Annotated in this window: 21 protein-coding genes; 1 reads left to right on the top strand and 20 read right to left on the bottom strand. The window is 34.9% G+C overall.

Annotated elements, in window-relative coordinates; all coding sequences use genetic code 11:
- Positions 1-9 precede the first annotated feature (9 nt).
- From mobP3 to DXC23_RS03525, 17 genes are all read right to left on the bottom strand, one after another.
- Positions 10-4,026: a MobP3 family relaxase gene (gene mobP3, locus DXC23_RS03610; RefSeq protein WP_117704807.1), complete on the bottom strand. Its 4,017-nt coding sequence runs from the start codon at positions 4,024-4,026 to the stop codon at positions 10-12.
- Between the two features lie 11 nt (positions 4,027-4,037).
- Complete coding sequence (locus DXC23_RS03605) at positions 4,038-4,433, bottom strand: hypothetical protein (RefSeq protein WP_117704806.1); 396 nt, start codon at positions 4,431-4,433, stop codon at positions 4,038-4,040.
- The gene (locus tag DXC23_RS03600; protein ID WP_117704805.1) at positions 4,421-4,888 is read right to left on the bottom strand and encodes a hypothetical protein; all 468 of its coding nucleotides are present in this window, start codon (positions 4,886-4,888) and stop codon (positions 4,421-4,423) included. The genes DXC23_RS03605 and DXC23_RS03600 overlap by 13 nt, the downstream gene beginning before the upstream one ends.
- An 11-nt stretch (positions 4,889-4,899) precedes the next feature.
- Positions 4,900-5,457 carry a hypothetical protein gene (locus tag DXC23_RS03595; protein WP_117704804.1) on the bottom strand — a complete coding sequence of 186 codons (558 nt, stop codon included), beginning with the start codon at positions 5,455-5,457 and terminating at the stop codon, positions 4,900-4,902.
- Positions 5,458-5,512: 55 nt separating this feature from the next.
- On the bottom strand, positions 5,513-6,805 hold the full coding sequence (locus tag DXC23_RS03590) for a CHAP domain-containing protein (protein ID WP_117704803.1): 1,293 nt from the start codon (positions 6,803-6,805) through the stop codon (positions 5,513-5,515).
- Complete coding sequence (locus tag DXC23_RS03585) at positions 6,805-9,207, bottom strand: type VI secretion protein (RefSeq protein ID WP_117704802.1); 2,403 nt, start codon at positions 9,205-9,207, stop codon at positions 6,805-6,807. Before DXC23_RS03585 ends, DXC23_RS03590 begins: the two co-directional genes overlap by 1 nt.
- Before the next feature lie 277 nt (positions 9,208-9,484).
- Entirely contained in the window at positions 9,485-10,375 is an 891-nt protein-coding gene (locus DXC23_RS03575) for a conjugal transfer protein TrbL family protein (protein ID WP_117704800.1), read from the bottom strand.
- Positions 10,376-10,385: 10 nt separating this feature from the next.
- Positions 10,386-10,754 carry a DUF3852 family protein gene (locus tag DXC23_RS03570; protein WP_117704799.1) on the bottom strand — a complete coding sequence of 123 codons (369 nt, stop codon included), beginning with the start codon at positions 10,752-10,754 and terminating at the stop codon, positions 10,386-10,388.
- Positions 10,755-10,768: 14 nt separating this feature from the next.
- Complete coding sequence (locus tag DXC23_RS03565) at positions 10,769-11,446, bottom strand: hypothetical protein (RefSeq protein WP_117704798.1); 678 nt, start codon at positions 11,444-11,446, stop codon at positions 10,769-10,771.
- Between the two features lie 133 nt (positions 11,447-11,579).
- Positions 11,580-12,656, bottom strand: coding sequence for a GH25 family lysozyme (locus DXC23_RS03560; protein ID WP_117704797.1), 1,077 nt, complete (start codon positions 12,654-12,656; stop codon positions 11,580-11,582).
- Positions 12,657-12,785: 129 nt separating this feature from the next.
- Positions 12,786-13,697: a 3'-5' exonuclease gene (locus DXC23_RS03555; protein WP_117704796.1), complete on the bottom strand. Its 912-nt coding sequence runs from the start codon at positions 13,695-13,697 to the stop codon at positions 12,786-12,788.
- A gap of 103 nt (positions 13,698-13,800) precedes the next feature.
- Positions 13,801-14,640 (bottom strand): class C sortase, encoded by an 840-nt coding sequence (locus DXC23_RS03550; RefSeq protein WP_117704795.1) that lies wholly within the window; start codon positions 14,638-14,640, stop codon positions 13,801-13,803.
- 69 nt (positions 14,641-14,709) lie between these two features.
- Positions 14,710-16,218 carry a SpaH/EbpB family LPXTG-anchored major pilin gene (locus tag DXC23_RS03545; RefSeq protein ID WP_117704794.1) on the bottom strand — a complete coding sequence of 503 codons (1,509 nt, stop codon included), beginning with the start codon at positions 16,216-16,218 and terminating at the stop codon, positions 14,710-14,712.
- 67 nt (positions 16,219-16,285) lie between these two features.
- Positions 16,286-19,378 (bottom strand): SpaA isopeptide-forming pilin-related protein, encoded by a 3,093-nt coding sequence (locus DXC23_RS03540; protein ID WP_117704793.1) that lies wholly within the window; start codon positions 19,376-19,378, stop codon positions 16,286-16,288.
- A gap of 161 nt (positions 19,379-19,539) precedes the next feature.
- Entirely contained in the window at positions 19,540-20,463 is a 924-nt protein-coding gene (locus DXC23_RS03535; RefSeq protein WP_117704792.1) for a hypothetical protein, read from the bottom strand.
- Positions 20,464-20,591: 128 nt separating this feature from the next.
- Positions 20,592-21,335, bottom strand: coding sequence for a hypothetical protein (locus tag DXC23_RS03530; protein ID WP_117704791.1), 744 nt, complete (start codon positions 21,333-21,335; stop codon positions 20,592-20,594).
- Positions 21,336-21,363: 28 nt separating this feature from the next.
- Positions 21,364-21,792 carry a hypothetical protein gene (locus DXC23_RS03525; RefSeq protein ID WP_117704790.1) on the bottom strand — a complete coding sequence of 143 codons (429 nt, stop codon included), beginning with the start codon at positions 21,790-21,792 and terminating at the stop codon, positions 21,364-21,366.
- Positions 21,793-21,970: 178 nt separating this feature from the next.
- Between DXC23_RS03525 and DXC23_RS12750 the strand changes: the two genes are divergently transcribed.
- Positions 21,971-22,093 (top strand): hypothetical protein, encoded by a 123-nt coding sequence (locus DXC23_RS12750; protein WP_278286537.1) that lies wholly within the window; start codon positions 21,971-21,973, stop codon positions 22,091-22,093.
- Between the two features lie 59 nt (positions 22,094-22,152).
- Here DXC23_RS12750 and DXC23_RS03520 read toward each other — a convergent pair whose 3' ends face one another.
- The 3 genes from DXC23_RS03520 to DXC23_RS03505 form a co-directional block, all read right to left on the bottom strand.
- Positions 22,153-22,734 carry a hypothetical protein gene (locus tag DXC23_RS03520; RefSeq protein WP_117704789.1) on the bottom strand — a complete coding sequence of 194 codons (582 nt, stop codon included), beginning with the start codon at positions 22,732-22,734 and terminating at the stop codon, positions 22,153-22,155.
- A gap of 3 nt (positions 22,735-22,737) precedes the next feature.
- On the bottom strand, positions 22,738-23,280 hold the full coding sequence (locus tag DXC23_RS03515) for a molecular chaperone GrpE (RefSeq protein ID WP_117704788.1): 543 nt from the start codon (positions 23,278-23,280) through the stop codon (positions 22,738-22,740).
- A 365-nt stretch (positions 23,281-23,645) separates the two neighbouring features.
- Positions 23,646-24,233 carry a leucine-rich repeat protein gene (locus DXC23_RS03505; RefSeq protein ID WP_117704786.1) on the bottom strand — a complete coding sequence of 196 codons (588 nt, stop codon included), beginning with the start codon at positions 24,231-24,233 and terminating at the stop codon, positions 23,646-23,648.
- Between the last annotated feature and the right edge of the window lie 33 nt (positions 24,234-24,266).

Genomic DNA, 24,266 nt, shown 5'->3' with positions numbered 1-24,266 from the left:
TTAACCTCCCTAATAGTCATAGCTGATTGAATTGTCGGATACAGCGTGACCTAATTGTATTTTTTGTATTTTTTCATCTCTTAGCTGTTTTGAATCAGATGTGTATTTTTGCTTTGCGGCAGCAATTGTTTCTGTGTTTATAATTTTGCCCATATGAGCAGCTATAGAGGCAAGATTAAGCACTGTTATTTGCTGTTGAGTGTTAGTTTCTTCAATTTTTTGCTGTGCTTTTATATTTCCGAGTTCAACAGCCTTTTTATACCACAAAAGAGCCTTTTCAATATCTCGTTCGATTCCCAATCCGTATTGATAAAAAGTACCTATTCGCAAAGCTAATTCTGAATCTGTTTGATTGTTATTAAACCGGATAAGATAAGCCGATAATGCTTTTCTAAAATAATTACTTGCAAGCTCATTGTTTTGTAATCCGTATTTTTCGGAGTGATAGATATAACCGAGCTGATAAGCTGCATTTGCATTTTCAAATTTTTCAGCTTCGGAAAACCAATATATAGCTTGATTAATGTTCATATCGGTTCCTAACCCTTTTAAATACATATTACCAAGACGATAAGCAATATAATCATTAGGATTTTGCTTGTAATCTGTTATATAAAGATTTAGAGCATTACTGTAGCATAGCTGAGCTTTTGCAATATCATAATGGGCATAACTTTCGTTTGAATGAATTTTAGCAAGATTGAACCAAGCGTTAGATATATTTTCTTGTGCTGCATATTGAAAATGTTTTATAGCATTTTCAATATCATTATTTTCAAATGCTATTTTACCTAACTGATAGGCAGCATTTGTATTGCCGAGTTTTTCAGCTTGTGAAAACCAATGTATAGCTTTATTTATGTCAATATCAGTACCTAAACCGTTAAAATACATTTTTCCGAGTCTATAGGCTGTAAAGTCATCAGGATTTTGGGTATAATCTGTTATATAAAGATTTAAAGCATTACTGTAGCATAGCTGAGCTTTTGAAATATCATATAGTCCGTAACTTTCGTCTGAATATATTTTACCGAGTTTAAACCAAGCGTGAGATATATTACCTTTTGCTGCTTCTTGAAAATTCTCAACAGCTTTTTCAATTTCTCCCTTTTGAAGAGAAATTTTACCGACTTGATAGTTTGCATAGGAGTTACCGAGTACAGCAGATATTTGATAATAACTGTATGCCTCTTCAATATTCTTTTCGATGCCGTCACCGTTTTCGCATAGCTTTGCAAGCGTGTATGCAGATGAAGCACTACCGTTTAATGTAGCCTTTTTTAGCCAAATTACAGCTTTTTGAATATCTTTCTCAACACCGTAGCCGTTTAGATACATCTTACCAAGTCTGCTTTCAGCTGTAACATTACTGTTTTCTTCTTCTTCTGCTTTCTCATATTCCAAGCAGGCTCTTTTATAATTTTCGTTAGCCTTTTGTTCATCAATGATATTGTATTTTTCGGAAGAGTATATGTAACCAAGCTGATATGCTGCATTTGGATTATCTTGTTTAGCTGCTTTATTGAGCCACTCAATTGCAGAATTAATGTTAATATCTGTGCCTTTTCCTGCAAGATACATATTTGCTATACGCATTTCTGTAAAAGCATTTTGTATATTGTTTTCTTCTTGTTCTATCATACCCTCCAATGCTTTTTTATATAAGCCGTTAATATAGTCTTTTGAAACATTATTAAAATCATCGGCATAATCCTCATACAGCTTTGCAAGGTCATAATTTGCAAGCACAACTGTTTTAGTTGCTTTTGAAAAATAATGCTCTGCCTGCTGTATATCAATATTTACACCCTCACCGGACAAACACATTTTACCAAGTCTGTATGCCGCATATTTATCACCTTTTCTATCTGCTTTTAAGTAATAGTCAAATGCTTTTTCATAATCTTGAGTAAAACCAAGGCCATAATAAAATTGATTGCCAAGGTAGTAGTAAGCATGCGAATAACCGTTTTTTGCAGCAAGACTAAAAACATTACTTGAGCAGCGATAATCCTGTTCAACACCTTCGCCTTTAAGGTACATTCGGCCTAACAGGTATTCAATATATGCTTCATAAGAATCAACTTCACTGTAATAATGCAAATTGTCAGAATCGTTTTCAAGCTCATAAAAGTAATTTCTGTTTTTTAACCCATCTCTGAATTGAATAAAAGCTGTTTTGCAATAGTAGTTGCCAAGTTCTTTATTGATTTCTGTATCTTTAGTACCGTATAAATACATTTGTCCGAGTTTATATGCAGACATACTGTCACCGTAACTGTCGGCAGCAATACCGTACCACATTTGAGCTGCATTATAATCTTTTTCCGTACCTTTTCCGTAGTAATAACAATCCGCAAGTTTTCTGCAAGATTGTGCAGTTCTGGTTTGCAAATCACTTGAATTTTGATACGCTTTTTTAAAATCTATAACTTCCTTTCCTTCATTTCCAAGTATAAATGAGGGAATTTTTTGTACCTCTGTATATTCGTATTCTTCCGGCTTTGTATCATCAATAAAACCGTTATCATCATCTGCTGATTGCGGTTCTGTTTCTGTAGGAGCTGTAATATTCGGTGGGGGAGAAATCGTAATATCATCAGTTGCAGTTATAAATGTTCCGCTTTGATTCATAGATTTTGCACATTCTAAGATATAATTCTTGATAGATGTAAATTTATCAATTTTGGAAATGTCAGGCTTTACAAATTCTTTTTTTGAATAGTATTTACTCAAACTGTAGCTTTCATCACACCACTTATCATAAAGATTTGACAGTTGGTTGTTATTGCTTACAAGTGTAGTTAGAATATCATCTACAAGTTTTTTCTTGTCAGGTGAAGAAAAGCCGTAAGTATTTCTTCCTTTGCTGAAATCTTTGCTTGAAAGGGTCAACATTTGATTAACTAAGTATTTTAAAGTTTCATCGGAAATATATTGATTAGGTTCGGAAAGCAGATTATTTAGTAAAGCTTTACTCTGACTGATTAGCTCGTTTAGGTATTTGTCTTTATTAATATAAATCTCATGTCGCTCATCTTTAAATATTTCATTAACAAACTCAGATTTTAAACTTTTGATATTATTCTTTGATAAAAATCCTTCTTTGGGTTCTGTTGAGTAAACAAATAAATGCACATGAGGGTGATGTCCTGTGTCGTGCATAGCAGCATACCATTGCAGATTATTAATATTGATACCGTGAGCTTCTGCTATAAGGTCAACTTTGGACATAATTAAATCTTTCCAAGGCTTTTGACAGTCATAGCCGAGCCTGTCTGCGTCCTCTCTTCTGAGCGAGAGAATGTCAGTCCAAATGTTGCCATTGTGCGTTGCTACTTCTTCGGCAACTCTGTCAAGATCTACATCAGGGTATGATGAAAATAAACCGTGCTCACCGACTTTATAAGCGCCCGGTCTTTTTGCTGTATATTCTATCAAATTTCCTGCTTCGTTAAAAAGCAACTCTTCTGCAAGTATGGAAATAAGAGCGGAGGCATTTGACATAGTCGGATTATTAATATAATCGGTGTATTCCAACGGTTTATCCTCATCATCTTTATAATTTAATTGTTCAAGAAATTCTTTAATAGTTTCTTTTTGTTTCTTTGTTGCAGGTCGATTTTTAACATCATAAAACTGTGCCAATCTGATAGCTTCATTTACTATGTTTTGTTCCGATAGATTTAATGAAGTATTTTCAGAAAGCTTATTTGCCAAATGCAGCATTAAACTTGAAGCATTCGCTCTTGTAGGATTAGCTTCATAAGCTTTGTATTCTTCACACTCTGCACTAAGACCTTTTTCTGTACAGAGATTAAGTAAATCTTTAACAGATACTTTTTGCTTAAAAGTAATCGGTAAATCATCTGCCATATCAATGTTTTTGTCAACAGTTTCCCTTGTACCGCAATACCGTACAAGATTTGCTGCATGCTCACCGCTTAAGGCGTGATCGCTTAGCTTTTCTCCGGGTTTGGCTATATGAAAGTAACGTGAGTTTAAAATAAACCTTGTGCCAACCATAGCAGCCTCCGTTATGTTTGAGCTTCATATGCTGATATAATACCTTTGCTTGCCTTAACATCTTCTACAGCTTTTCTACGCATTTTATCATATGAGTCTTTGTCAAGTTCCATCATACTTGCAACAATACGGGTAAGTACATTGATTTCAACAGCTTCTTTAAATTGTAATTTTGAAGATCTATTTGAAGCGTTATTTATCATACCCTCAACTTTTTGCCCGACAATAGAGCATAAATAATCCTGCGTAATTTCTGATGTTTTATAGCCAAAGTAAAAATCAACAGCTGATTCAATTATCTTATTTCTGCTTATTTTGCCGTCATCAAGTTTCTTTAAGCTCTCAATTTTATTTATCGTTGATAAAGGCAATTGAACGCTTATCTGCTGTTTGTTTACTGATTGCATACGCTATTCTCCTTTAAAACTTCATTACGCTTATTAATTAAAAGTGTAAGGTATTCATCTGAACAAAGATAGTTATAATACTGCTCAATTGCTATTTGCATTACAAATCCTCTTGAAATATAAAGCTCTCTTTTAAGAAAGATCAGCATTCTATAACTCTTTTTGGTAATATAAAGACTTTTTTGTTTTTTAGGAATTATATCAAATTTTTCTCTTTCTTCTCGAAAAATACTTTTTATTTTTTCGGGATCTTCAAGATATTTTTGGTATAAATATTCGACAGAAGCGTTATAAACGAAAGAAAGAGTGTTTGAATTAAGAATATTTTTGGCATTAACAGCAGTTTCGTCTATTACTTTTGATGTAAGATAAAAGCAAGAACCTAATAATTTATCATCAGGTATATTATCATTGGTTAAAGTTAATTTGTTAAAAAATCTATCTGACTGTATCATAAAATCACCTCTTAAAAGATTTTCTCGACTGAACGAATTTTACATATATTATCGTAATATCCCATATTGAAATTGTATGTTACATTTGAGTTTGACACTTCATCGTTGTATATGATTGTCTGACTGCAAATAGCCATAACATTAAATGAACCGTTATCCTCATAGTCAGAAACATACAATTGTACCAAGCCTGTAGCTTGCTCATAATTATCATCGTATGTGCTGTGACCTATTGTTGTTTGTAATTGATTATAATAATCATCTGATAAGTAATCTTTGAGCTTAGAAATATTATTGCTTTGTGACCCAGAATAGGAGAGGTAAAGCTGACAATATTTATCAATGACATCTTTGACTTCAATATTAAACAGTCTGTCATATTTGAACTTTTCACTTTCCAATTCTTCAATCCTTTGCTGCAAATTTTCTGTGTTCATAGTTGTGGTTTCAACTGTAACAGGAGCAGTAGTCAATTCTGTTTTATTAGTATCATCTTTCAAACCACACCCTGTTACAATAACTGTTATTGCAGAAATAACGACCGTTGCTATAATAAATTTCTTTTTCATTTTTCTTCCTTTCATATACCAAAGTAGCAACAAGTGTCCCACCGTGGGACACTTGTTAGCTGAAATCCGTGTCAGATAAGCCTTTTAGGTAGTCATATGTCCATTTTCGTCTTGTTTCATAGCTGTAGTTGCTGTCACTCCAAGCCCTTTTAGAAGAATAAACAAAATCAAGAGTTGCGTTAGATACACCGTATAAAACACCATTATGACCGTTGCCGTAAACATTTTTATCAAATGAACCTGTGCCAAATTGATTTAATATATCTGCACAGTAAACGATAGCTCGCTTATCATTGATATTATTTTCCTGACAAATTGCGATATATTCTTCCGCATTTTCTGTTGATGTTTGATTTTGTGCGTCTATGCCTGCATTCGTAAGCAGCATTGCTTTAATACATGAGCAAGTATAGCTGTCAGGGACATAACTTGACCAATCGCTTCCGTTTGTTATAGCGGCAATAACTTTTCTACCGGTATTTGAGTAAGATAAAGCTACTCGGCTAATTTCTGCATTGCTTATACTGTATGCTTTACGCAAGAGTGATAATGCGTTATTACCGTGCCAACCGTATGCACCTACTGACAGAGCACCGTTATCATTAGCTATAACAGAACCGAAATCGCTGTTATCAAGTTCGTTGTAAAATACACCTACTTCATTGTGAGTAATAACATTTCTTGTTACATTTGCAAGACCTTTTTCAATTGCTGAACCAACCGCTCCATAGCAAGATATGCTGTCATCGTTTAATTGTAATGTGTATTTATTTACATAACTTACAGTTGCCCAGTTGGAGGTTTGGCCATTGTACTCATTGCCGGCAATTACTGTAACAGAATTATCTTTTACTTCAATAACTATGCCTATATGATCTACATTACCGGTTGCTGTATAATGACTTCTGCCTCCGTAATCAAAGAAAATCAAGTTACCGACTTGTGGTATATAGTCATCGGCACTTTTTAATTTTCCAAGCTCTTTAAGGTTGTTTGTCCACATAATAGTTCCCGGAGCAAAGCCGAAGTCTTTAGTTTCATAGCCGGATTCCTGAATACAGTAACCGACAAAATAACAGCACCAATCTGTTACAGAAGATTTAAAATATGAGCAATAGCGTTCACCTTGACAAGATAAATTCTGACTGTTCGGTGTATGTGTCTGCCAAAAGCTGTATTCTTCTTTTGCTTTTTCTGCTATTGGTGCTGCATTTTGTGCGGAGGATTCATATGTGAACATAAACAAGACTAAAACAGCCACAATAATACCTACAACTATTCCTATAATTGTATTTTTTGCTTTCTTATTATTAATGATGAGCAGAAAATACTTAACAGCTGTAGTCATTATTTACCACCTGCTGTACCGAATAATTCTTTTTTATAGTCAGGTGCGATAATCTGCAAATAGTAGCGTTCATTTCCGCAGCAATACAAACAATGACCTCTTTTGCTTATCTGTATAAGTTCCCACTCCTCATCAAGCATATTAGTAATTGCTTTGTATTCTTTAATATTTACAGTACCGGGATAGAAGAGAAAACGGTGAGTAGGTATCGAGAAGAACGGTTTTGTATATTCAACAACCCCCGGAATCATCAAATCCTCAAGATTTTGTGAAGCAATAACAAGGTTGCTGTTTTTCTTTCTGCCACGCTTAACAAATGATCTCAGATACATAATTACAATTAAACTTTTAATTACTTCGTGCAGCTCATCAACGATTACAACCGTATTACCTTCCGTCAAAAACTTATTATTCATAAATGAAAGTATATTGAAATACATAGCATTTTTTAAGTTATCATTTGTGTTTAACAAATTCTTTACATCAAAGTTAATGTGAGCTGCATTTGGAATGTTTGTATAACCATTGAAAAAAGTTGAGTCTGTACCGATACATATTGAACGAATACAAAGTGCAAGATTACGGAGAGTGTCTTTTGTGAAAAGCATTTCTTTCCCGCTAATTTTTGATACTTCATCATAGATATTGAGCTGTCTTTCAACTTCTTTGAACAAGTCTGACAGTATCGGAAAATCAATATTTGTAAACTTGCTTAAATCGGTACTGTCTGTAATATGAAATTTTTTGTACAGTTCTTCAAGCATTATTTCAAGCGTATCTAATTCCGCTGTGGTCATTTCGGGATTGTATGTCTTAAAAAAGTCTTTGAGAAAAGCTATATGTTGAGAAACAATCGTTTTGTGTTTAAAAGCAACCGGTTCATCATCAGTATAGCTGTCATCAAGAGGATCGTTCAAAAGGCGAGGCTGCATTACATTAATAAAATAGTTGCCTGACAGCATATCAATATTAGTACCGCCAAGGCCATTAGTTACATCAATACATTCCTTGTCTGAATCAATACTGTAAACTTTTTTCTGTTGCTGTCTGAAAAGACATATAAGTAATTTAATAAGAAACGATTTGCCTTCGCCGGAGTTACCAAAGATTGCTATATGACCATTTGTTTTATCTGAATCACGATGATCAATGTCAGCAAGAATATTGCCACCGTGAACAGCTCTGCCAAAGAACAATCCTTTTGGATCTGTTTTGCCTGAGTACGAAAAAGGGAAGAGGTTAGCCACTGAGCTTGCAGGCAATACTCTTGCAAATTCTTTTTCAAACATATCGAGGCCAAAAGGCGCTACAGAAGCAAAGCCGTCACGCTGCTGCATATACAATTCATCATATTTTATGTGATTTTTATTGAGCGTTGAACAAACTTTTATTTGCATATCTCTCAGTTCTTCCATAGAGGTTGCTATTATTTCTACATAGACTGAACAATGTATAAACTCTTCTTTTGTTCGGTGTGACTCTTTGAGTATTTTTTCTATATCTAAAATATTTTCCTTGCTGTCTATAGACTTAGACATAGTTTTTGCCTCTGCAATATCGCCCATATTTTTTCGTTCTGCTTTTTCAAAGATTTTTTCCTGCTCAGACGGTGTAACTCTTTCATTGTAAATATGTAATGTTACACCACCCATTTCACCAATTTCAGAAAGTATTGCAGTTTCTTCCGTTTCGGTTTTATATCTTCTGATAGCAAAAACTTTTCTGTATGAATTACCGACGATGTAGTATCTTCTATGCTTAAAATCCATTATAGACGGTGCAATTATATCTACAAAGCTTTTAAGACTTTCGTCTTTGGGCAATCCGTACTGCTCACCGTCCCAATCGGCCAATTCCTCGTCATACGAAGTATGCTCAAGATAAATTGACAACATTTTTTTAATGTCTTTCTTTTCTGAAAGCTGCACATTGAAATTTTGTTCGGCACATAGCTGTAGTGCATGATTTACAAGCTGTCTGCTGTCCTGGTGAGAAGATTTAAGAATAATAAAAAAAGATCTGCTCGTTGACATAGCAGATTTAATGTTATTCATATATTCAATGTCTTTTATGTCGAGAGCTGCAATGGCTGCGTTATTCTCTTTGCTCTTCAGATTTTCAAGATGTCTTATGTTATTTTCATAGTTTTGAGAATTGTTAAGACACAAAATTTCTGACTTAGGCAATTCGGAGATAATGTTAGTTAGAGAGTCAATAATACCAAGTCTTATGGGCTTTGAGAGAACAGTAATGTTTTTTGGCTTAACTTCAAGAAAATATTTTTCCTCATTGCGTGTAGTAAGAATATGATCTTCTTTAATCTCAGCTATTTCAAAGAAATTCTGCACTCTTGTATTATTGTTCTTAATTGCTTTGTTAAGTTTGCGATCTTTTTTTGACAAGTTTATCGCCTCCATTTCAAAATAAGTACATCAGTAAACAAGAACCTTATGAACAGCACAAATAATCTAATTACCGAATAATCTACAAAGCGAGCAGACAAAAATGCGTATGCAGGTAAAAAAGCAAAGAAAAACCAAATATGTAATGATAAAAACATAATTATCGAAAAGGCGAATATACTTACCATTACAAACAGATCTGTTATAGTCCAATATTTATATAACTTTACCGCCGTAAGATTATCGGGGTAATAAAATTTTCTCATAGTTTGCCTCCTTAGTGAGCAAAAGAGCGGATTATTGATGTAATACCGCTTGTAGCAAAAATAGCTTGAGATACATTAGCTTTTACGCTTGTATCAAGTCCGAATTGCTGTAAAATTCTCGGAGCTTCTGCCGCAGCAAGCATAACACCTGTGGCTAAAATCAAATCCCATACATCTGCACCGTCTTGAGTACAATATACAACCGCACCTAAAACGATTAGTATATTTGATATAAAAGATGTTGCACAAATGCCGATTACTTGTTTGCACCAGCCTGAAAATGAGTCTAAATATCCTCTTGGTATGCTGAATAAGTGCAAAGCTCCAACAAACATTTGGATTATTAAAATTCCACCTCGCTTAATATTTGCAAGAAATACTTTTATAACGCAAATAAATGCAATAATCATAAAAATAGCAAATCCCCATCCGGAGAAAAAGTTTGCGGAACTATCAGACGAATTAAATTGAACAATAAAATTTATTGCCGAATCGTTTGTAAATGCCTGACAAATAAGATTGCAGATATGATTTGTGAAAATCAATAAGGATACCGGTAGGGTAGTTATAAGCAAAGAAGCTAATAGACCTTTAAAAAGATTCAATAAGAGATTAATAGGAGAAACTCGTTCACCTTCACCGACTGAAACAGCAAAGTCAAATACTGCAAAAGCTATACCGGACACTAAAAGCAATCCGGCAAAGCTTTCTATAAAAAACAAAAAATTTGTAACCATACTATTATCAAAAAGGCTTGTTGTATAATTATTATTTTGATTGATTATGTCAGTTGACCAACTTGCAAGACCAATAGACATAAACTGAGCAATTGTATAGTGTAAGTCTTTTGTTAAATCCATTTGGAATATATCGGCGAGAATTAGAAGTAAAGAATCTAACATAAATTACTCCTTAGCTTAAACCAAACCAACCAAAGAAACCTGCTCCGGCAACCACGCCACAAACAATAGTAGCACCAAATGCCATTCCGATTCCTGCCCATGGAATTTCAGTTCCCTGATTACGATGGCTGAGCAATCCTTTAACAAGCTTTGCAACTGCGACTGTTAATGCTACAAGTGTCAAAAATCCAAAAATGACTGCGACTACATCCTTAAATTGTACTTTTACTTCATTAATTGCTTTATTAATGCCACCCGAAATATCAACACCGGTGTTGTTATCATCAGCGGCGTATGCACCTATTGCCGTTAGTGATGATATTAGTGCTGATGTGATTGAAAATGATAAGACTTTGTTTTTGATTTTTTTAAGATTCATAAAAATTACCTCCGTTAATTAACTGTTACATAGCAGGTATATGACCTACCGTTATATGTTGCTGTTACTGTTGTTGACCCTTTTTTCAATGCTTTAAAGCTGCATTGATTTCCACCTCCTCCATAATTTTGAAGAATATACGAGTTACCGACTGACCACGAAACTCCGTTTTCCGCTTCTATTAAAGTCAAAAACATAACATCATCTGTATGTAACGATACCGAAGAATAAGACAAATATACATTATCTTTAGTCGTTTCTTGCGGTTTTACAGTAGGCTTTGAAGTCGCTTTTTCTGGTTGCCTCGTTGTTTGCTGTTCTTGAGCTTTTGTAGATTCGGGTTTTGGTGTTTCATGTTGCGGTGGTCGGTAATAGCTGTTATTGCTTTGTGATGAATTATGAGAACTGTTGTTTACGCTGTTTTCATTAGGTTCTTGTGGTTGTTCGTGTTCTGAATTTTCAGATTTACTTTCAACTTTTGATTGCACTTCTGAATTTTTCGTGCTTTCAACTTGCGGAGATTGTTGCGTTGTTAAATTGCTGCTGTTTTGCCACTTAGAAATACTTTGTGTTGTTTCTGCGACATTAGTGAATTTTATAACTGAACTTGAAAAAGGAGCTGTAGTATTTACTTCTTCTTTCTCTGCTTTGCCATTAACCACAAGACTTACGATTATAACAACTGCAATCATTACTACAATAATTCCTGCACATACAATAACGAATGCTGGGTTGATTTTTCGCTTGATGATCTATACCTCCTTTTTTATTTGTTATATATTAAAAGCAGTGCATATTTTAATACACTGCTCCTAAATATCGAAATCAATTTAAGTTATATATGTAGTTTAAATCAACATCACCTCTTATACCGTCAACTGAGCCTGTCCAACTGTACTGATGAATATCAACAAATGACGGAAGCTCATTGTACGAATTATTTGGTGCTGCCATCCAAATTAAATATTTACTTGCAAGCTCATCGGGATAAGCACTGTCAACAAGCATTGATTTTGCCGAATACAAACCCGACTCGAAGCCGTTGCTTTTTATGCCGTCACAAAATGTTGAAATTATATCAGTTAGTGTTCTGCGTGGCAAAACAGCTTGTCTGTATTCTTCTACATCAAGAAAAACCGGCAAGTCAAACTCTTTACCTTGAATGGTTTTCATACAATTCCTGACTTCGGCTTTTGCAGCGTCAATAGTAGTAGCATAACTGTACCAATATGCTCCAACATTTAAACCTGCGGTCTTTGCCTTTGCATAATATTCATTAAATTTTTCGTCCTCTTGATTATCGTCTTTACCGTAGCCTGCTCTGAGAATTACACAAGTAACACCTGACTTTTTTACTTTATTGAAATCAATATCACCGTTCCACTCTGACAAATCAATACACCTTGCTTTTTCAACTTTTATTTTTGTTGTAATTATTTTATTACATTGTTTTATAGTAACAGTTGCATTGCCGACTTTATTCACTTTCACTTTTGCCAATCTTTTTTCCGTTGAAATAATTTTAGCAACAGAACTGTCAGATGATGTAAAGGTGATCTCATTTACATCATTATTTGTATCAACAGAAATCGTAAAAGTATCACCGACATTTTTGCAATATTCTTTTGTTGATATACTTATCTGTGTATTATTTTCTACGCTCTGATTGCTGATTTCAATTTGTAAAAACGATACATCGTTTACATCAATTCTGCCGTCATTGTTCAAATCAAGTTTTGTATCTTCTGCAAAATCAGACAAAGCATTTTGCAAATATGTAACATCATTCACATCAATTTTATTATCCGCATTAATATCAAAACCTTTTGCAAGTACAGACATTCCACAATTGATAAGTACAATACTCGTAATTACACCAATTATTATATTTTTTATTTTCATTTACCCATTAATCCTTTATTTAATAAATCATCACATTTATTTGAAGGAATAAACAGTGTGCACACTATAAATGTATCAGCTATCGCTAAAAAACTCATTACACACCAAGTTAAAGCCATTATGCACACCTCACATATGTTCCTCTTGCAACATTTTTTGATAACAATATAAAGTAGCTTTACAATCAGCCAAACTATCGTGAGCAATGTCTGTTCCCCAATCATATCCGTAATATTCTGCACATTTAGTGAGTTTTTGCCATTTGTGACAGCCGTATTGCTCGCTCCATTCTCCGTATATATCAGCAAAATCCTCCATAACATCTACTATAGCAGCGTTTTCATTTCTAATCCCTATATTGGAAAGAAATCCTAAATCAAAATCTACATTGTAGCCTATGATAGTATGAGCAGAATTGATAATACGACTGATTTCCTGCTTCACTTCAAGAATATTCGGTGCAGTGGCAACCGTTTCGGGGGTTATGTGATTAACCGCCATAGCTTTATTCCAATTATCTGTATAAAGCGGCTTAATATAGCTGTTGAAAAGACTGTTGCCCTGACCATCAATGATTGACACCTGTAACAGCTCATCGTCATAAGGATTAAGACCTGTTGTTTCGGTATCTATGACTATTTCGTCATAGATAATTTCGGATTTATACGGAACGCTGAAAGTCTTTTTTATAATATTCTGAGTAATTTCTTTTTTGAACTCTTTTTTGAACAACTGTAATTCTTCTTGTTTTTTCGCCTCTTTGCACTTTAGAAGAGCTTTTCTCTGAGCTATACGCTTACTTTTTTCGTCTGCTTGGTATTTTGCAAGCTCCTGCTCGGTCATATGGCGAACTTCCTCGTCCCACAAGTACAGCTTTTTAAACGGACAATTAGCATTAACCCATAAATACTTACCACTCTGTTCGTCAACCTTTATAAAGTGCTTTGCTTTCCATTGATTTTCAGTAATTAAAGTCCTACCTTCCGGAACACTGATATGTGTTCTGACCGTTGATTTATATTTATCCCAAACATTACTCATTATGTACGCTCCTCAAACAAAATCATATTTTTATATACTTCTTCTCTTGTAATCAAGCGAAGATTATTAAGTAATTCCTGCAATCTCATATATAATTCCTGTTTTACTCTGCTCCTAATGTTCTTTTTAAACTCACACAAATAAAAATAGCAACTGCTATTAATGGAATCATTCCTAATGTGATATACAAACCCATTTGAGCATATTTTGAATAGCTTTTAGGTTCGTCTGTAGTTGCAAGTTGCGTGACATTGCTTGTAACCCTTTCGCCACGCACACACAATCTGTGCGTATTAATTGAGTACGGATAGCAAGTGACCAATGTCACATAGTCTTTGCCGTTCTCAATTTCAAGTTTACTTGAATCGTCAGGGTCAACTATATTAATCTCACACACCTTGTATGTGAGTGTTTTATTCAATACATTAATCTTAAAGGTATCTCCGATTTCTAACTTGTCCAACTCATCAAAGAACACCTGTTCAGGATAACCGGAGTGAGCGGATATAACAGCGTGTGTGCTTGCACCGCCAATGGGCAAGGAAGTGTTTGCCAAATGTACACAGCCGTTTTTGAGTTTTTCTTCTCTGTTGGTGCTGTCGTGATACACCGGTAAGTCAACAGTTATCCTCGGAATTTCGATAGTACACATTATATCGTCATAGTTGAGAATGTTCTCGTACTCTGACATTGCTGCATTGTATTCGTCTTTTTCTTCATCGTTTAATGCACTCTTTGCAAGCAATTCGTTAAAATTTTGAGCCTTAGCAAGCTCGTTGTAGATTTCATCATCAGACATTGTCTGAGTGTTTGTATTGTAATTAGATATTACGGTTTCATTATTCTTGCTGTTGATGTAATCGGCTATATTCGGATAGATTAAAAAGCCTATTCCGACCGCAGCAAGAACGCAGAGGGATATAAAAAATATTTTACTTTTCATAATCTTTTTGTAAGCAAGGGCCACCGATAAATCGGCAGCCCTTTTTGTTATAGTTTGTTTGCAGCTTTATTATTTTGCTGCCTTAGCTGATTTCTTTTTGATAAAGTACGCTAATACCAATGATAGAGAAATACCGATACAAGCCATACCAGCTACTCTGATAAATCCTACAAATCCACCTGTTTGTGGAAAGAACACAACACTATCTGTAACAGTAATTTCTACTGTACCGTTTGTAGGTGCGTTCTGTACCCAAGTTCCTTTAGTAAATACTGAGTTGTACTGCACAGGAATTTCAACATCAATTACCTTGCCGTAAACATTGTAGCCAGCAGGAGCAACTGTTTCTACAATATAGTAAGTACCGCTCTGTAACTTGATTTCTTCATTTGCTGAGTTTTTGAAAATTACATTGCCGTTACTGTCTGATGTACCGCTTGCAATAGCGTTTGTCTGAGCTTCTGCGTTTGCCTTTGTCTTGTAAAGCTCAAAGGTTGCGCCGGGGAGCTTGTTGCCTGCCTCGTTAAGCTTGTTTACACCAATGCCGTATGTGTAAACATAAACCTTGTTGCCCGGAACGCTGTCAACACCTGATGCATTACCATACTCAAGCTTTACATCTTCATTTGGGTTACCTGCTGTACCTTTCACGGCATACTTGTTGAGTGTTGCTGAATATGTAACAATTACATACTTTGCGTTGCTTGTGTAAAAAGCTGACTTTGCAAGATATTCAGAAGTAAGAGCGACATTAAACTTTGTGTTTTTGCCCTCACCCTCGCTTGTTACATTCACCTTGTAATCTGTGCCTTTAGTAAGGTCAGCTACTTTAGCACCTTTAGCGTCAACAAGTGTAACCTTGAATGAATTTTTGTTAAGTGTAAGACCTGCACTCATATCATCATATACAGCATATGTTGTGAGCTTAATGTCATTTGAGCCTGCTACTGTATTCTTAAGTTTAAAGTTTACAGTGTCGCCAAGGCTTACATCTGTATAGTTAGTATTGTTCTTTGTGCTGTTGGTAATTGACTTTTCTGTTGACGGTGTGCTGTCAGCTACCTTGCTTGCAAGATTGATTTCAGCGTAGCTATATACCCACTCACCGTTATTGTAATACGGGAGAGCAAGAACAGAGTTTGTGATACTTGTAACACCGGCAGGGTACTTAACACACTTGATATAATAAATACCCTGTGCAAGGCTTGAAAAGCTCTGTGTTGTGTTTGTTGCCGATGAAGTAAATGTACCCTGTGATACTGCTGTGCTTAAATCAGCATTATCGAGTGCGTCAAGAGCAGCCTTTGAATCGCCTGCAAGAATTTCAGCACTTACAGAAGAAATAAGCGATGTGTACTCTGTTTTGAACGGAGTAGCTGTTGTGCTCTTGAGGTCCGCAACTCTGAAAAGTTCAAAAGTATAGCCCGGTTTAGTGCATTTCACACTGATATTTACCTTTTGATTTGTCTTAAGTGCAGTAGCCGCACTTGCTGTTGGGATCGCCGCAAAGAGTAATGTCAACATCATTACTACTGCGAGCAGTTTGCCTGTGAATGATTTTCTAATTGATTTTCTCATAAGAAAACCCCTCCTTAAAAATTTTTTGCGGACAATTTGTCCGTTGTATGGAAAAAGCCCAACAGATTTACTGTTGAGCCTTTTTGCCGATGTTTTTTTTCTTTTTTCTTATACCTAAACCGATAGCACCTACCAATATTGTAAACGCTAATACAGCGGCGCCGATTTCAATGTAAATCGGTCTGTTGTTGCCTGTTCCGCCGGTTTCAGGAATGAAGACACTGTTATTCTTAACCGTAAGCTGTATATCAAGTCTATCTAAGCTGTCGGGCGAAATCGTAAAGTTAATCTTGCCTGCATACGGCATATTACCCTTTGAATTTGTTTCAAGAAAGTAATAATCACCGGGCAAGAGGTTATTTACAATAATTCTGCCGTCGCTGTCGGTAACGAGCTTTGTTACCGTATCAGCCGTCTTGCTGTCGGCAGCTTCGTACATAATACTGCTGTTTTTATTTATAACATTAACAATGCCTGTTTTTGTGTTGTAGAGTTCAAACTCAATACCCTCAAGCGGATTGCCGTTGCCGTCTGTTTTTAAAAGCTCTACACTGCCACGCTTGAGCAGGTTTTTCATCGTAACTACAAAGCTTTTGCCGTCCTCAAGTGTAACTGTCTGAGCCGCAGGCTTTACATACTTAGCAGGGAAGTAATATGTACCGTCTGCATTTTTGAAGCCTAATTCATCAATTGTGTATTTAACCTTTTCATTGCTTGTGTTATACACCGCAAGATTGGTAAGATGAGCAGTGCCGTCCTCGCCTGTTACAAGCACCTTATTTGTTTTGCCGTCATCAGACTTTACCGAGAAGTAAAAGCCGCTTACAATGCCGTCCTCAGACTCTTTTTGAACGATTAAGCCTGTCTTTTGCAGTCTGTTAGCAAAATAAAATGAAAGAGTAACATTTTCCTTTAGCGTAACGGTTTTTTTAGCAGGAGGAATATATCTGTCAGGCACAGAGTATGTACCGTCTGCATTTTTGTAGCCAAGCTCTGTGATTATGTATTTTACATATTCTCCGCTTGCTTTGTAAACAGGCAAGTTGCTGAGCGTTGCTGCACCGTCTATGCCCTTGCTTTTTGTTACTATGTTTTCGTCTGTCACTCCGTCATCAGACTTGACATTAAACCATACATCCTTAGCAGTATTAGCTCCTCGCTTACTGTCATCAGCGGTTTTGTAAATTGTAAGATTGCCGTAAACGGTATCTCGTGGTTCAGGCACTTCAATCTCATTAAAGGTTGTGATTGAGCCTGTGACTTCATCGACCTTTATTTGACGGATAAACAATTCAGGATTGATTTTGTAGCCTGTCGGGGCTTTGGTTTCCTGTATTGTTATAGTGCCGAGTGGCAGTGTAGGGTCATTTGAATTTGGAACATAATAAAATGGCTCTCCAAAATCACTTTCTGCTCTGTTACTATCGCTTAAGTAAGTGTTTCCTCTTTCTGTTGTTTTAAGTACCCATTTTCTCTCAGGTGATTTTCCTGCAAGTTCACTCTCAGAATAGTAATAACCGTTATAGTATTTTACAGTAAATTCTGCACCTGACATATTGGTTGTCTGACCTGTTATAGCGTCTTTTTTCTGTACCAATATACGAATAGGGTCATTCATTGGCTCATCAGCAATAGTAGCTGATAATACAACAAAACCACCGTTTGTGCCATTTATAGTCATTTGCACCGGACGGTTATAGCTTTTAAAACCTTTCGGTGCTGCCATTTCGACAGCATAGTAACTGTCACTGTATGCAATTTTATACAGTTCTGAATTTGCGTTATAGTCCCAAGAGTTACCGTCTTTAGATATAGCTTTGCAATCACCGTTGCTGTCGGTGATGAAGTATCTAACGATGTTATTCTTTACACTGTTATCTGCAAGATAATCATAAGCACTCTTTTTGTTTGCAAATACAGCAAACATACCACCGTCTAATGAATAGCAGTCATTGTCTGTTGTCAAATCAGGATTACTGCTTTCTTTTTTGAATTTCAGCTTAACGATTTCGGTATCAGATAGTTGAAGAATATCAAGTATTCTTTCATTATTGCAATCGTCTGTTGTGACTGTAACATTGTATTTCTTGTCGCTAAGAGCGAAGTAACCGTTTGCCGGTGCTTTTGTTTCTTTGAGGTAATACTGACCTGAACCAAGCTCAAAGTAATTCTTTGTAATCCAGTCCTGATTGGAGTACGAATACTTAATTTTAGCAATGTTACCGTTTTTATCAAGCTCCGCAACTGCAACTGCTTTGTTATCATCGCTATACAAGGTGTACTGTGCACCTGCGAAATTCAAGTAATCTTTATCAGTTGTCTGTTCTGTCAGGTTCTTGATTTCTTCGCTTGTACCGCTTTTTTTAAGATACAGTTTAGCTTTTTTCGGTATTCTTACAATTAAGTGTTGGCAATATGTACCGTCAGACGGCTTCGGCTGACAAATGTAAAAGTTACTGCTTTCACTTCTTTTTTTAATTACCGACCAGTTTCTTGACGATTTAGCAATACTATGGGCAAAATCAGCAAGCTCGTTAATGATTGTATCGGTATCGCCATACCAAGCTTTCCATTCAGATGTTGGATCACCTAACATCTGATGTTCTAACTGGCTTAAAGCATAGTGAGATAAAATATAATACTTTTTCTCGTTTGCTTTGCTGCCAAATTCCTTATCAATTTTGGCAAACAACGGCTCATACAAAGAGTTGTTAATATATTTATCCAAAATGCTTTTAGCTGATTTTCCATTAACCTCAAAGCTGCTGAAATAATCACCATAAGCTACACCGTAAAAGGTATTAAGAGCAGCTATTAGTGCTTTTTCATTCTCGTTATTGGAATTTGGGTCAAGTTTAATTACTTCTTTGCCTGTTTCTCCAAAAAAGTCCGTAAATTCAACAGTCTTGCCCTCTGTTTTCTGTGCAGGTGTATTTGGGTCTATGCAATACCCAATCTCACCGTTAATTTTAAACTCATAAGCTACAAGGCTGTCTGTCCAAGGGATAGGCTTTGCTGACGATTCAAGCAAAATTTTGTTACCAATTTCAGACAGCCCTGTATATGAATAAGCACTTGCCGTAATTTTAGCAATAGGAAACATCGCAAAGACAGTAACAAGCGAAATGATTACGGCTGTAAGCTTTTTAAGAATTTTCATTATTAAGTTTTTCTCTCCTTTCAATGAGATAGTATATATCTTCTTAGTTTGGTGGACTTCTGCTCATATCAATGCTCCTTTCAGACTTTTTTGTAATAAAAAAAGCAGTCAAGTTTAAATTACTTAACTGCTTAATTTTAGATTATTTAATTGTCAGTGAATTAGTACCAACCTTCTTCACGAACAAGTGTGGTTTTAGTTTCGTAGTGTCCTTTTTCGGGAACTGTTTCAGTTTCATAGCCAACAATTGTTGATACAGTTTCGACACGATAACTAAAATCATCGCCGTTTGGTAAATGAACCGCTTCATCGTGACCTTGAACATTGCCAGTGATTTCTGCACCGCATATATTACATATTGTAACTGTATGGTCTTCATATATCGGACATTGCCAAGTGTAGCCTTCCTCATCAACTACCCACACTTTTTCGGTCTTGTACTCTGCATCGTACCAAGTTTTGCCCTCATGCTGGTCTTTTGTTGCAGGCTGTGTAGCCGGTGCCGGTTCAGGCTTATTTGAAGATGATGAGCCGGAGCCGCTTGACGGCTTGCTCTGACTTGAGCTGCTCGATGAACCGCCTGACGGTTTACTCTGACTTGATGAACCGCTTGAGCCTGAATTGCTTGCAGGCTTGTTTGTGCTGCCTGATGAACCGTTGCCGGCATTGTTATTATTGTTGTTATTCTGATTGCTGTTGCCGTTGCTGTTATTGTTGCTCTGACTGCCGTTGTTCTGCTTGCTGTCGGTCTTTGCCATATTCTCTGCGTTTGCTTCCGTTGCTTTTCCCGACTTCTCCGCAGGCTGTGTCTGCTTAACCTCAACAACCTTAGTTGCTTCTTCTATATGTGTATTGCCCTGACTGTCCGTCACAACCTGTGTAACAGTCTGAACAGATGTGCCGATTACCTCATCAGCCGTTGCAACAGGCTGTTTATTTCCGCAAGCGGTCAGCATAGCAATAATGACCGCCGCCACCGTTACTGCCGCAACCGCAACAATACCAATAGCCTTTTTCTTATTCGTTTTTTTCTCTGCTGGTTCATTCGTATTTGTAATGTTTGTGTTCATTTCCTGTGTAGTCATACTTCTGACCCCTTTCGTATATGTCTTTATATCTTAATTTTACAATTCACATTTTTGTTTGTCAAATATTAATTATTAAATTCAAAAAATCTCAGCAAAGAATTTTCTAAGCTGAGATTTTGCAATACTTATTTTTTTATGTATTCTTTTAATTTCTTAATATCGTGTGTAATTTCTTTGCCTCCGTTGTACTTATCAATCCAATAAGAGTGAATTTCGCATATTAATAAAGCAATACCGTTAATAACCAATAATGGGAATAATATAATATCCATATTTATAACTATAACATTTTCAACATATGAGAACAGATCATAATTGTTTATATGATAATCTAATATAGAAGGAAACTGTTTGTTGCAAATAAAATAGGCAAGAGGTGTTTTTATTAAAGAAATTACACCTAATGAAATTTCAATTATAGCATTGCAAGTTTTTGCTACCTTTGTATTAGCAATAAGGTTAATTATTATGAAGAGTATCGGAAAAACATATAAAGATTTAGTGTAGTTCATAACTATTATTGAGATAAAAAAATTAATAAGTATAGAAGCAATTATGAACATTCTTAGTGATGTAAACGGCGTAATAATATACTTTGATAGATTTTCAAAAATATCTAATAGGTAAATATAGCAGAAAAAAATAATACCACTTATTAAGAATCCTTTATAGCTTTTGAAACAGCCAAATATTGCTACTGTTAAACCTAAAAGGACAAGCAATATTTTTTTAACTGATCTAACTTTATTATTTGATATAATCTTTTCTATTTTAGGTTTTAAGTGATAACTTAACCGCATTATTTTAATTTGAAATTTCCATATAAATGTAAAAGGAATATCAAAACACCTAAAAATAAAATTCATCATATAATTCATCACCTTTGGACAAATTATATCATTTTTTATCTTTGTTTTCAATCCATAGCGTTCTTATTTGAATGGGGAGAGATACAAGTATTGCAACAAAAAATATTGGAATTGATTCACTTATAGATAAATACATAGCAAATGTCATCAATAACAGTGTTGGAAAAGTGTATGTTCCATCTTGTAATCTTTTAACACTATTATAAACTATTAAATACGCTGATAAAAATAAAATAGATAACCATAAGTGCAAGTCTAAGTCCATCAGTATATAATAGAAGAATTGACATACGCAAGAGAAAGCAATAGTTTCCGAACTGATTTTTTTGTTTTTGTTTTTTACTGTAATCCATAAAATTTTGATAATACATACCATTATAATTAAATTTGCTGTAATTAAAAGGTATGGAGCTACAGAACTAAAAAGTATTTTATATATTATTTCTCTTTCTTGCATATAGCTATTCTCCTTATTTCATATAATAAAAAGCAGCTAAGTATTCACTTAACTGCTTCGGTCTTGTCCTATTCATTGATTAACCTCTCCTTTGTTGATTTTTATATCTCTTTATATTTATTATATACCACATATCACAATAATAACATTGTCAAATATATAAAAGGGTGAGATGTAAATGGATAAAATAAATAAGAGAAGTATTCCAAAAGAAAGAGAGTTTATTTGCAAGATGTGCGGAAACACATTCAAATCAACTGCTACACACGCAAGCTATTGCAAATATTGGAGCATAAAATGAGTTTTAACGAATTTATTAATACTTGCATTGATTATTACATAAAAAATCATAAAGACTGATTATTCCAATTCGTTTTTATGTGATTTATCAGATGCCTTTAAATAATCTTCGATACTCTGACGGGCAAACTCAAGTTCTTTTAATTCGCTTACTGTTTGTTTGTACTGCTCGTTTAATTCTTTTATATCTTCAATCAAGTGATTCCTTTCGTTTGTTAGTTTTTCAATCCTCGGCGATGTTTTGTCAGGATACAAATTTAATAATTTATTAACGGCATCATCGTACTTATGTAGTGCGTTGATGTTTTCTTTTTTATAACGGCTCGGATTTTTTGAATTTTGCAAACCTGTATGAACAGCTTTGTATTTTTCGTATGTGTTAATGAGTTTTATTGCATCTCCGATTTCATCAACCTGCCGTTGTTTCTTGTATGCAAAGATTAAGGCAACAACGCCGCCTATGATTGCAACGCCAACAAAACTTAGAATTATTACTTGTGGAGTACTCATACCACTTGTAATTTCAGCCGAATCAGATGTAGCTACCTTATCATATTCAGATACAGCAGATACGCTTACAACAGATACAACAAGCATAGCTGCAATCATTACAGCAACTATCAATTTTTTTATAATCCTCATATTTTACATCTCCTTTGCTTTCCACCATTCGTTGACTTTTTCGACTTCTTTCTCCCAGTCGGCTTTCTCATTCTTTTTGAGATAGTCCGATTTGATTTCTGCGATTTGCTTCTCCCAGTCATCAATATTGGTTTTCAAAAATTCGATTTCTTCCTCGTCAAAAACACTCTGGTCTTTTTTGTAATCTTCCAGTTCTGCATATCCATTTTCAATATCATCTATGATTTCTAAAAAATCATCATACACATCATAACCCGTGCACAAAAGAAATTTTAAAAGTGTTTCTTCGGGGAACATTCCAAACCAACAACGCTCGAACCACTTGTTGGCATAATCTCTTTCATCACTTCCGTTTGAGTAAGTACCACCAACTAAATCTCCGACAAAATTCTCTATCAGCTCTCCAATAGTCAGACCATACTCCCCACACTTTCTCGCCAGTCGGTCACAATCTGCGTCCGAAAGCCTTACAGTGATTTTTCTCTCTTTTATTGTTTTAATTTCTTTCTTCTGTTCTTCGTTAAAACTCATATCCCTTACTTTCATATTAACAAATCCTTTCCTCTTGAGGTGCGAAAAAAGCTAATAAATATTTAAAATATATTTTAAAATCGAATAAATAAAAATATTACACCTATGATTTCAACAGCAAACCAAGTAGCTGTCATTAATATTCCATATTTATCTACAAGTTTTATTTTTCTGTATATTTTAATGGTGTTGTAAAGAGAAATTGCTATAAAAATCGGTGAAATAATTATTATAATAAGTAATAGTATAATCATAAATTTCCTTTCATTTATATAATAAATTATGTTTAGTACAAACACTGCAGTTCCGCACTAACTGCAGTGTTTTTTCATTTTAATAAAAGGAGAAGGGGTATGTAAGGTGCGGTTTATTCTTTAATTTCACTTAAACTGAATAGATTTAAATTTTGGACAATTATAAAATGAATTGCTCCACTTGAGGTTTTTATTATAAGCATAAACAGTTGTAAGTTTGCTGCAATTATTGAAAGCCTTATCGTTAAGCTTTCCGATATTTTGAGGCAAAGTTACTGTTGCGATTTTTGAATTGTTTGAAAATGTATTAGAACCGATTTCGGTAACTACATAGTTGTAGCCGGGGAGAAATCCCGGTACTGTTACATTTGTATCATTGCCAAAATATGATTGAGAAATCAACTTTGAATTACTGCTCATTTGAAATATAAAATCACCATATACAATGATTGATTTTGATAGATATTGTTGTAGCAAAGATATGTCGTTAATATCCAATATTCCGCTACGGTCAAAGTCAGCGTAAGCAGGATAGAATTTTATTTTTTTATCTCCTGTAAGATATTGTTGTGTTAATGATACATCTACAACATTAATAACTCCGTCAAGGTTTACATCACCCATTTTCGGTGCTGCGTTTACCGGTGATGATAATAATGCTGTTGATAAGCTAAGTACTGCTAATGAAGCACAAATTATTCTTTTAATTTTCATATTTACCTCCTTGTGGGGTGTTGGGCTGTTCCA

It is taken from the genome of Eubacterium sp. OM08-24, assembly GCF_003438075.1.
Lineage (GTDB): Bacteria > Bacillota > Clostridia > Oscillospirales > Acutalibacteraceae > Ruminococcoides.
Note: the sequence above shows the minus strand (reverse complement) of the source record. Positions and strands in the feature narration are given on the sequence as shown.

Coding starts and splice junctions, on each gene's coding strand:
- mobP3 (WP_117704807.1), bottom strand. CDS start 4,026: ATGGTTGGCACAAGGTTTATTTTAAACTCACGTTACTTTCATATAGCC.
- DXC23_RS03605 (WP_117704806.1), bottom strand. CDS start 4,433: ATGCAATCAGTAAACAAACAGCAGATAAGCGTTCAATTGCCTTTATCA.
- DXC23_RS03600 (WP_117704805.1), bottom strand. CDS start 4,888: ATGATACAGTCAGATAGATTTTTTAACAAATTAACTTTAACCAATGAT.
- DXC23_RS03595 (WP_117704804.1), bottom strand. CDS start 5,457: ATGAAAAAGAAATTTATTATAGCAACGGTCGTTATTTCTGCAATAACA.
- DXC23_RS03590 (WP_117704803.1), bottom strand. CDS start 6,805: ATGACTACAGCTGTTAAGTATTTTCTGCTCATCATTAATAATAAGAAA.
- DXC23_RS03575 (WP_117704800.1), bottom strand. CDS start 10,375: ATGTTAGATTCTTTACTTCTAATTCTCGCCGATATATTCCAAATGGAT.
- DXC23_RS03570 (WP_117704799.1), bottom strand. CDS start 10,754: ATGAATCTTAAAAAAATCAAAAACAAAGTCTTATCATTTTCAATCACA.
- DXC23_RS03565 (WP_117704798.1), bottom strand. CDS start 11,446: ATGATTGCAGTTGTTATAATCGTAAGTCTTGTGGTTAATGGCAAAGCA.
- DXC23_RS03560 (WP_117704797.1), bottom strand. CDS start 12,656: ATGAAAATAAAAAATATAATAATTGGTGTAATTACGAGTATTGTACTT.
- DXC23_RS03555 (WP_117704796.1), bottom strand. CDS start 13,697: ATGAGTAATGTTTGGGATAAATATAAATCAACGGTCAGAACACATATC.
- DXC23_RS03550 (WP_117704795.1), bottom strand. CDS start 14,640: ATGAAAAGTAAAATATTTTTTATATCCCTCTGCGTTCTTGCTGCGGTC.
- DXC23_RS03545 (WP_117704794.1), bottom strand. CDS start 16,218: ATGAGAAAATCAATTAGAAAATCATTCACAGGCAAACTGCTCGCAGTA.
- DXC23_RS03540 (WP_117704793.1), bottom strand. CDS start 19,378: ATGAAAATTCTTAAAAAGCTTACAGCCGTAATCATTTCGCTTGTTACT.
- DXC23_RS03535 (WP_117704792.1), bottom strand. CDS start 20,463: ATGACTACACAGGAAATGAACACAAACATTACAAATACGAATGAACCA.
- DXC23_RS03530 (WP_117704791.1), bottom strand. CDS start 21,335: ATGATGAATTTTATTTTTAGGTGTTTTGATATTCCTTTTACATTTATA.
- DXC23_RS03525 (WP_117704790.1), bottom strand. CDS start 21,792: ATGCAAGAAAGAGAAATAATATATAAAATACTTTTTAGTTCTGTAGCT.
- DXC23_RS12750 (WP_278286537.1), top strand. CDS start 21,971: ATGGATAAAATAAATAAGAGAAGTATTCCAAAAGAAAGAGAGTTTATT.
- DXC23_RS03520 (WP_117704789.1), bottom strand. CDS start 22,734: ATGAGGATTATAAAAAAATTGATAGTTGCTGTAATGATTGCAGCTATG.
- DXC23_RS03515 (WP_117704788.1), bottom strand. CDS start 23,280: ATGAAAGTAAGGGATATGAGTTTTAACGAAGAACAGAAGAAAGAAATT.
- DXC23_RS03505 (WP_117704786.1), bottom strand. CDS start 24,233: ATGAAAATTAAAAGAATAATTTGTGCTTCATTAGCAGTACTTAGCTTA.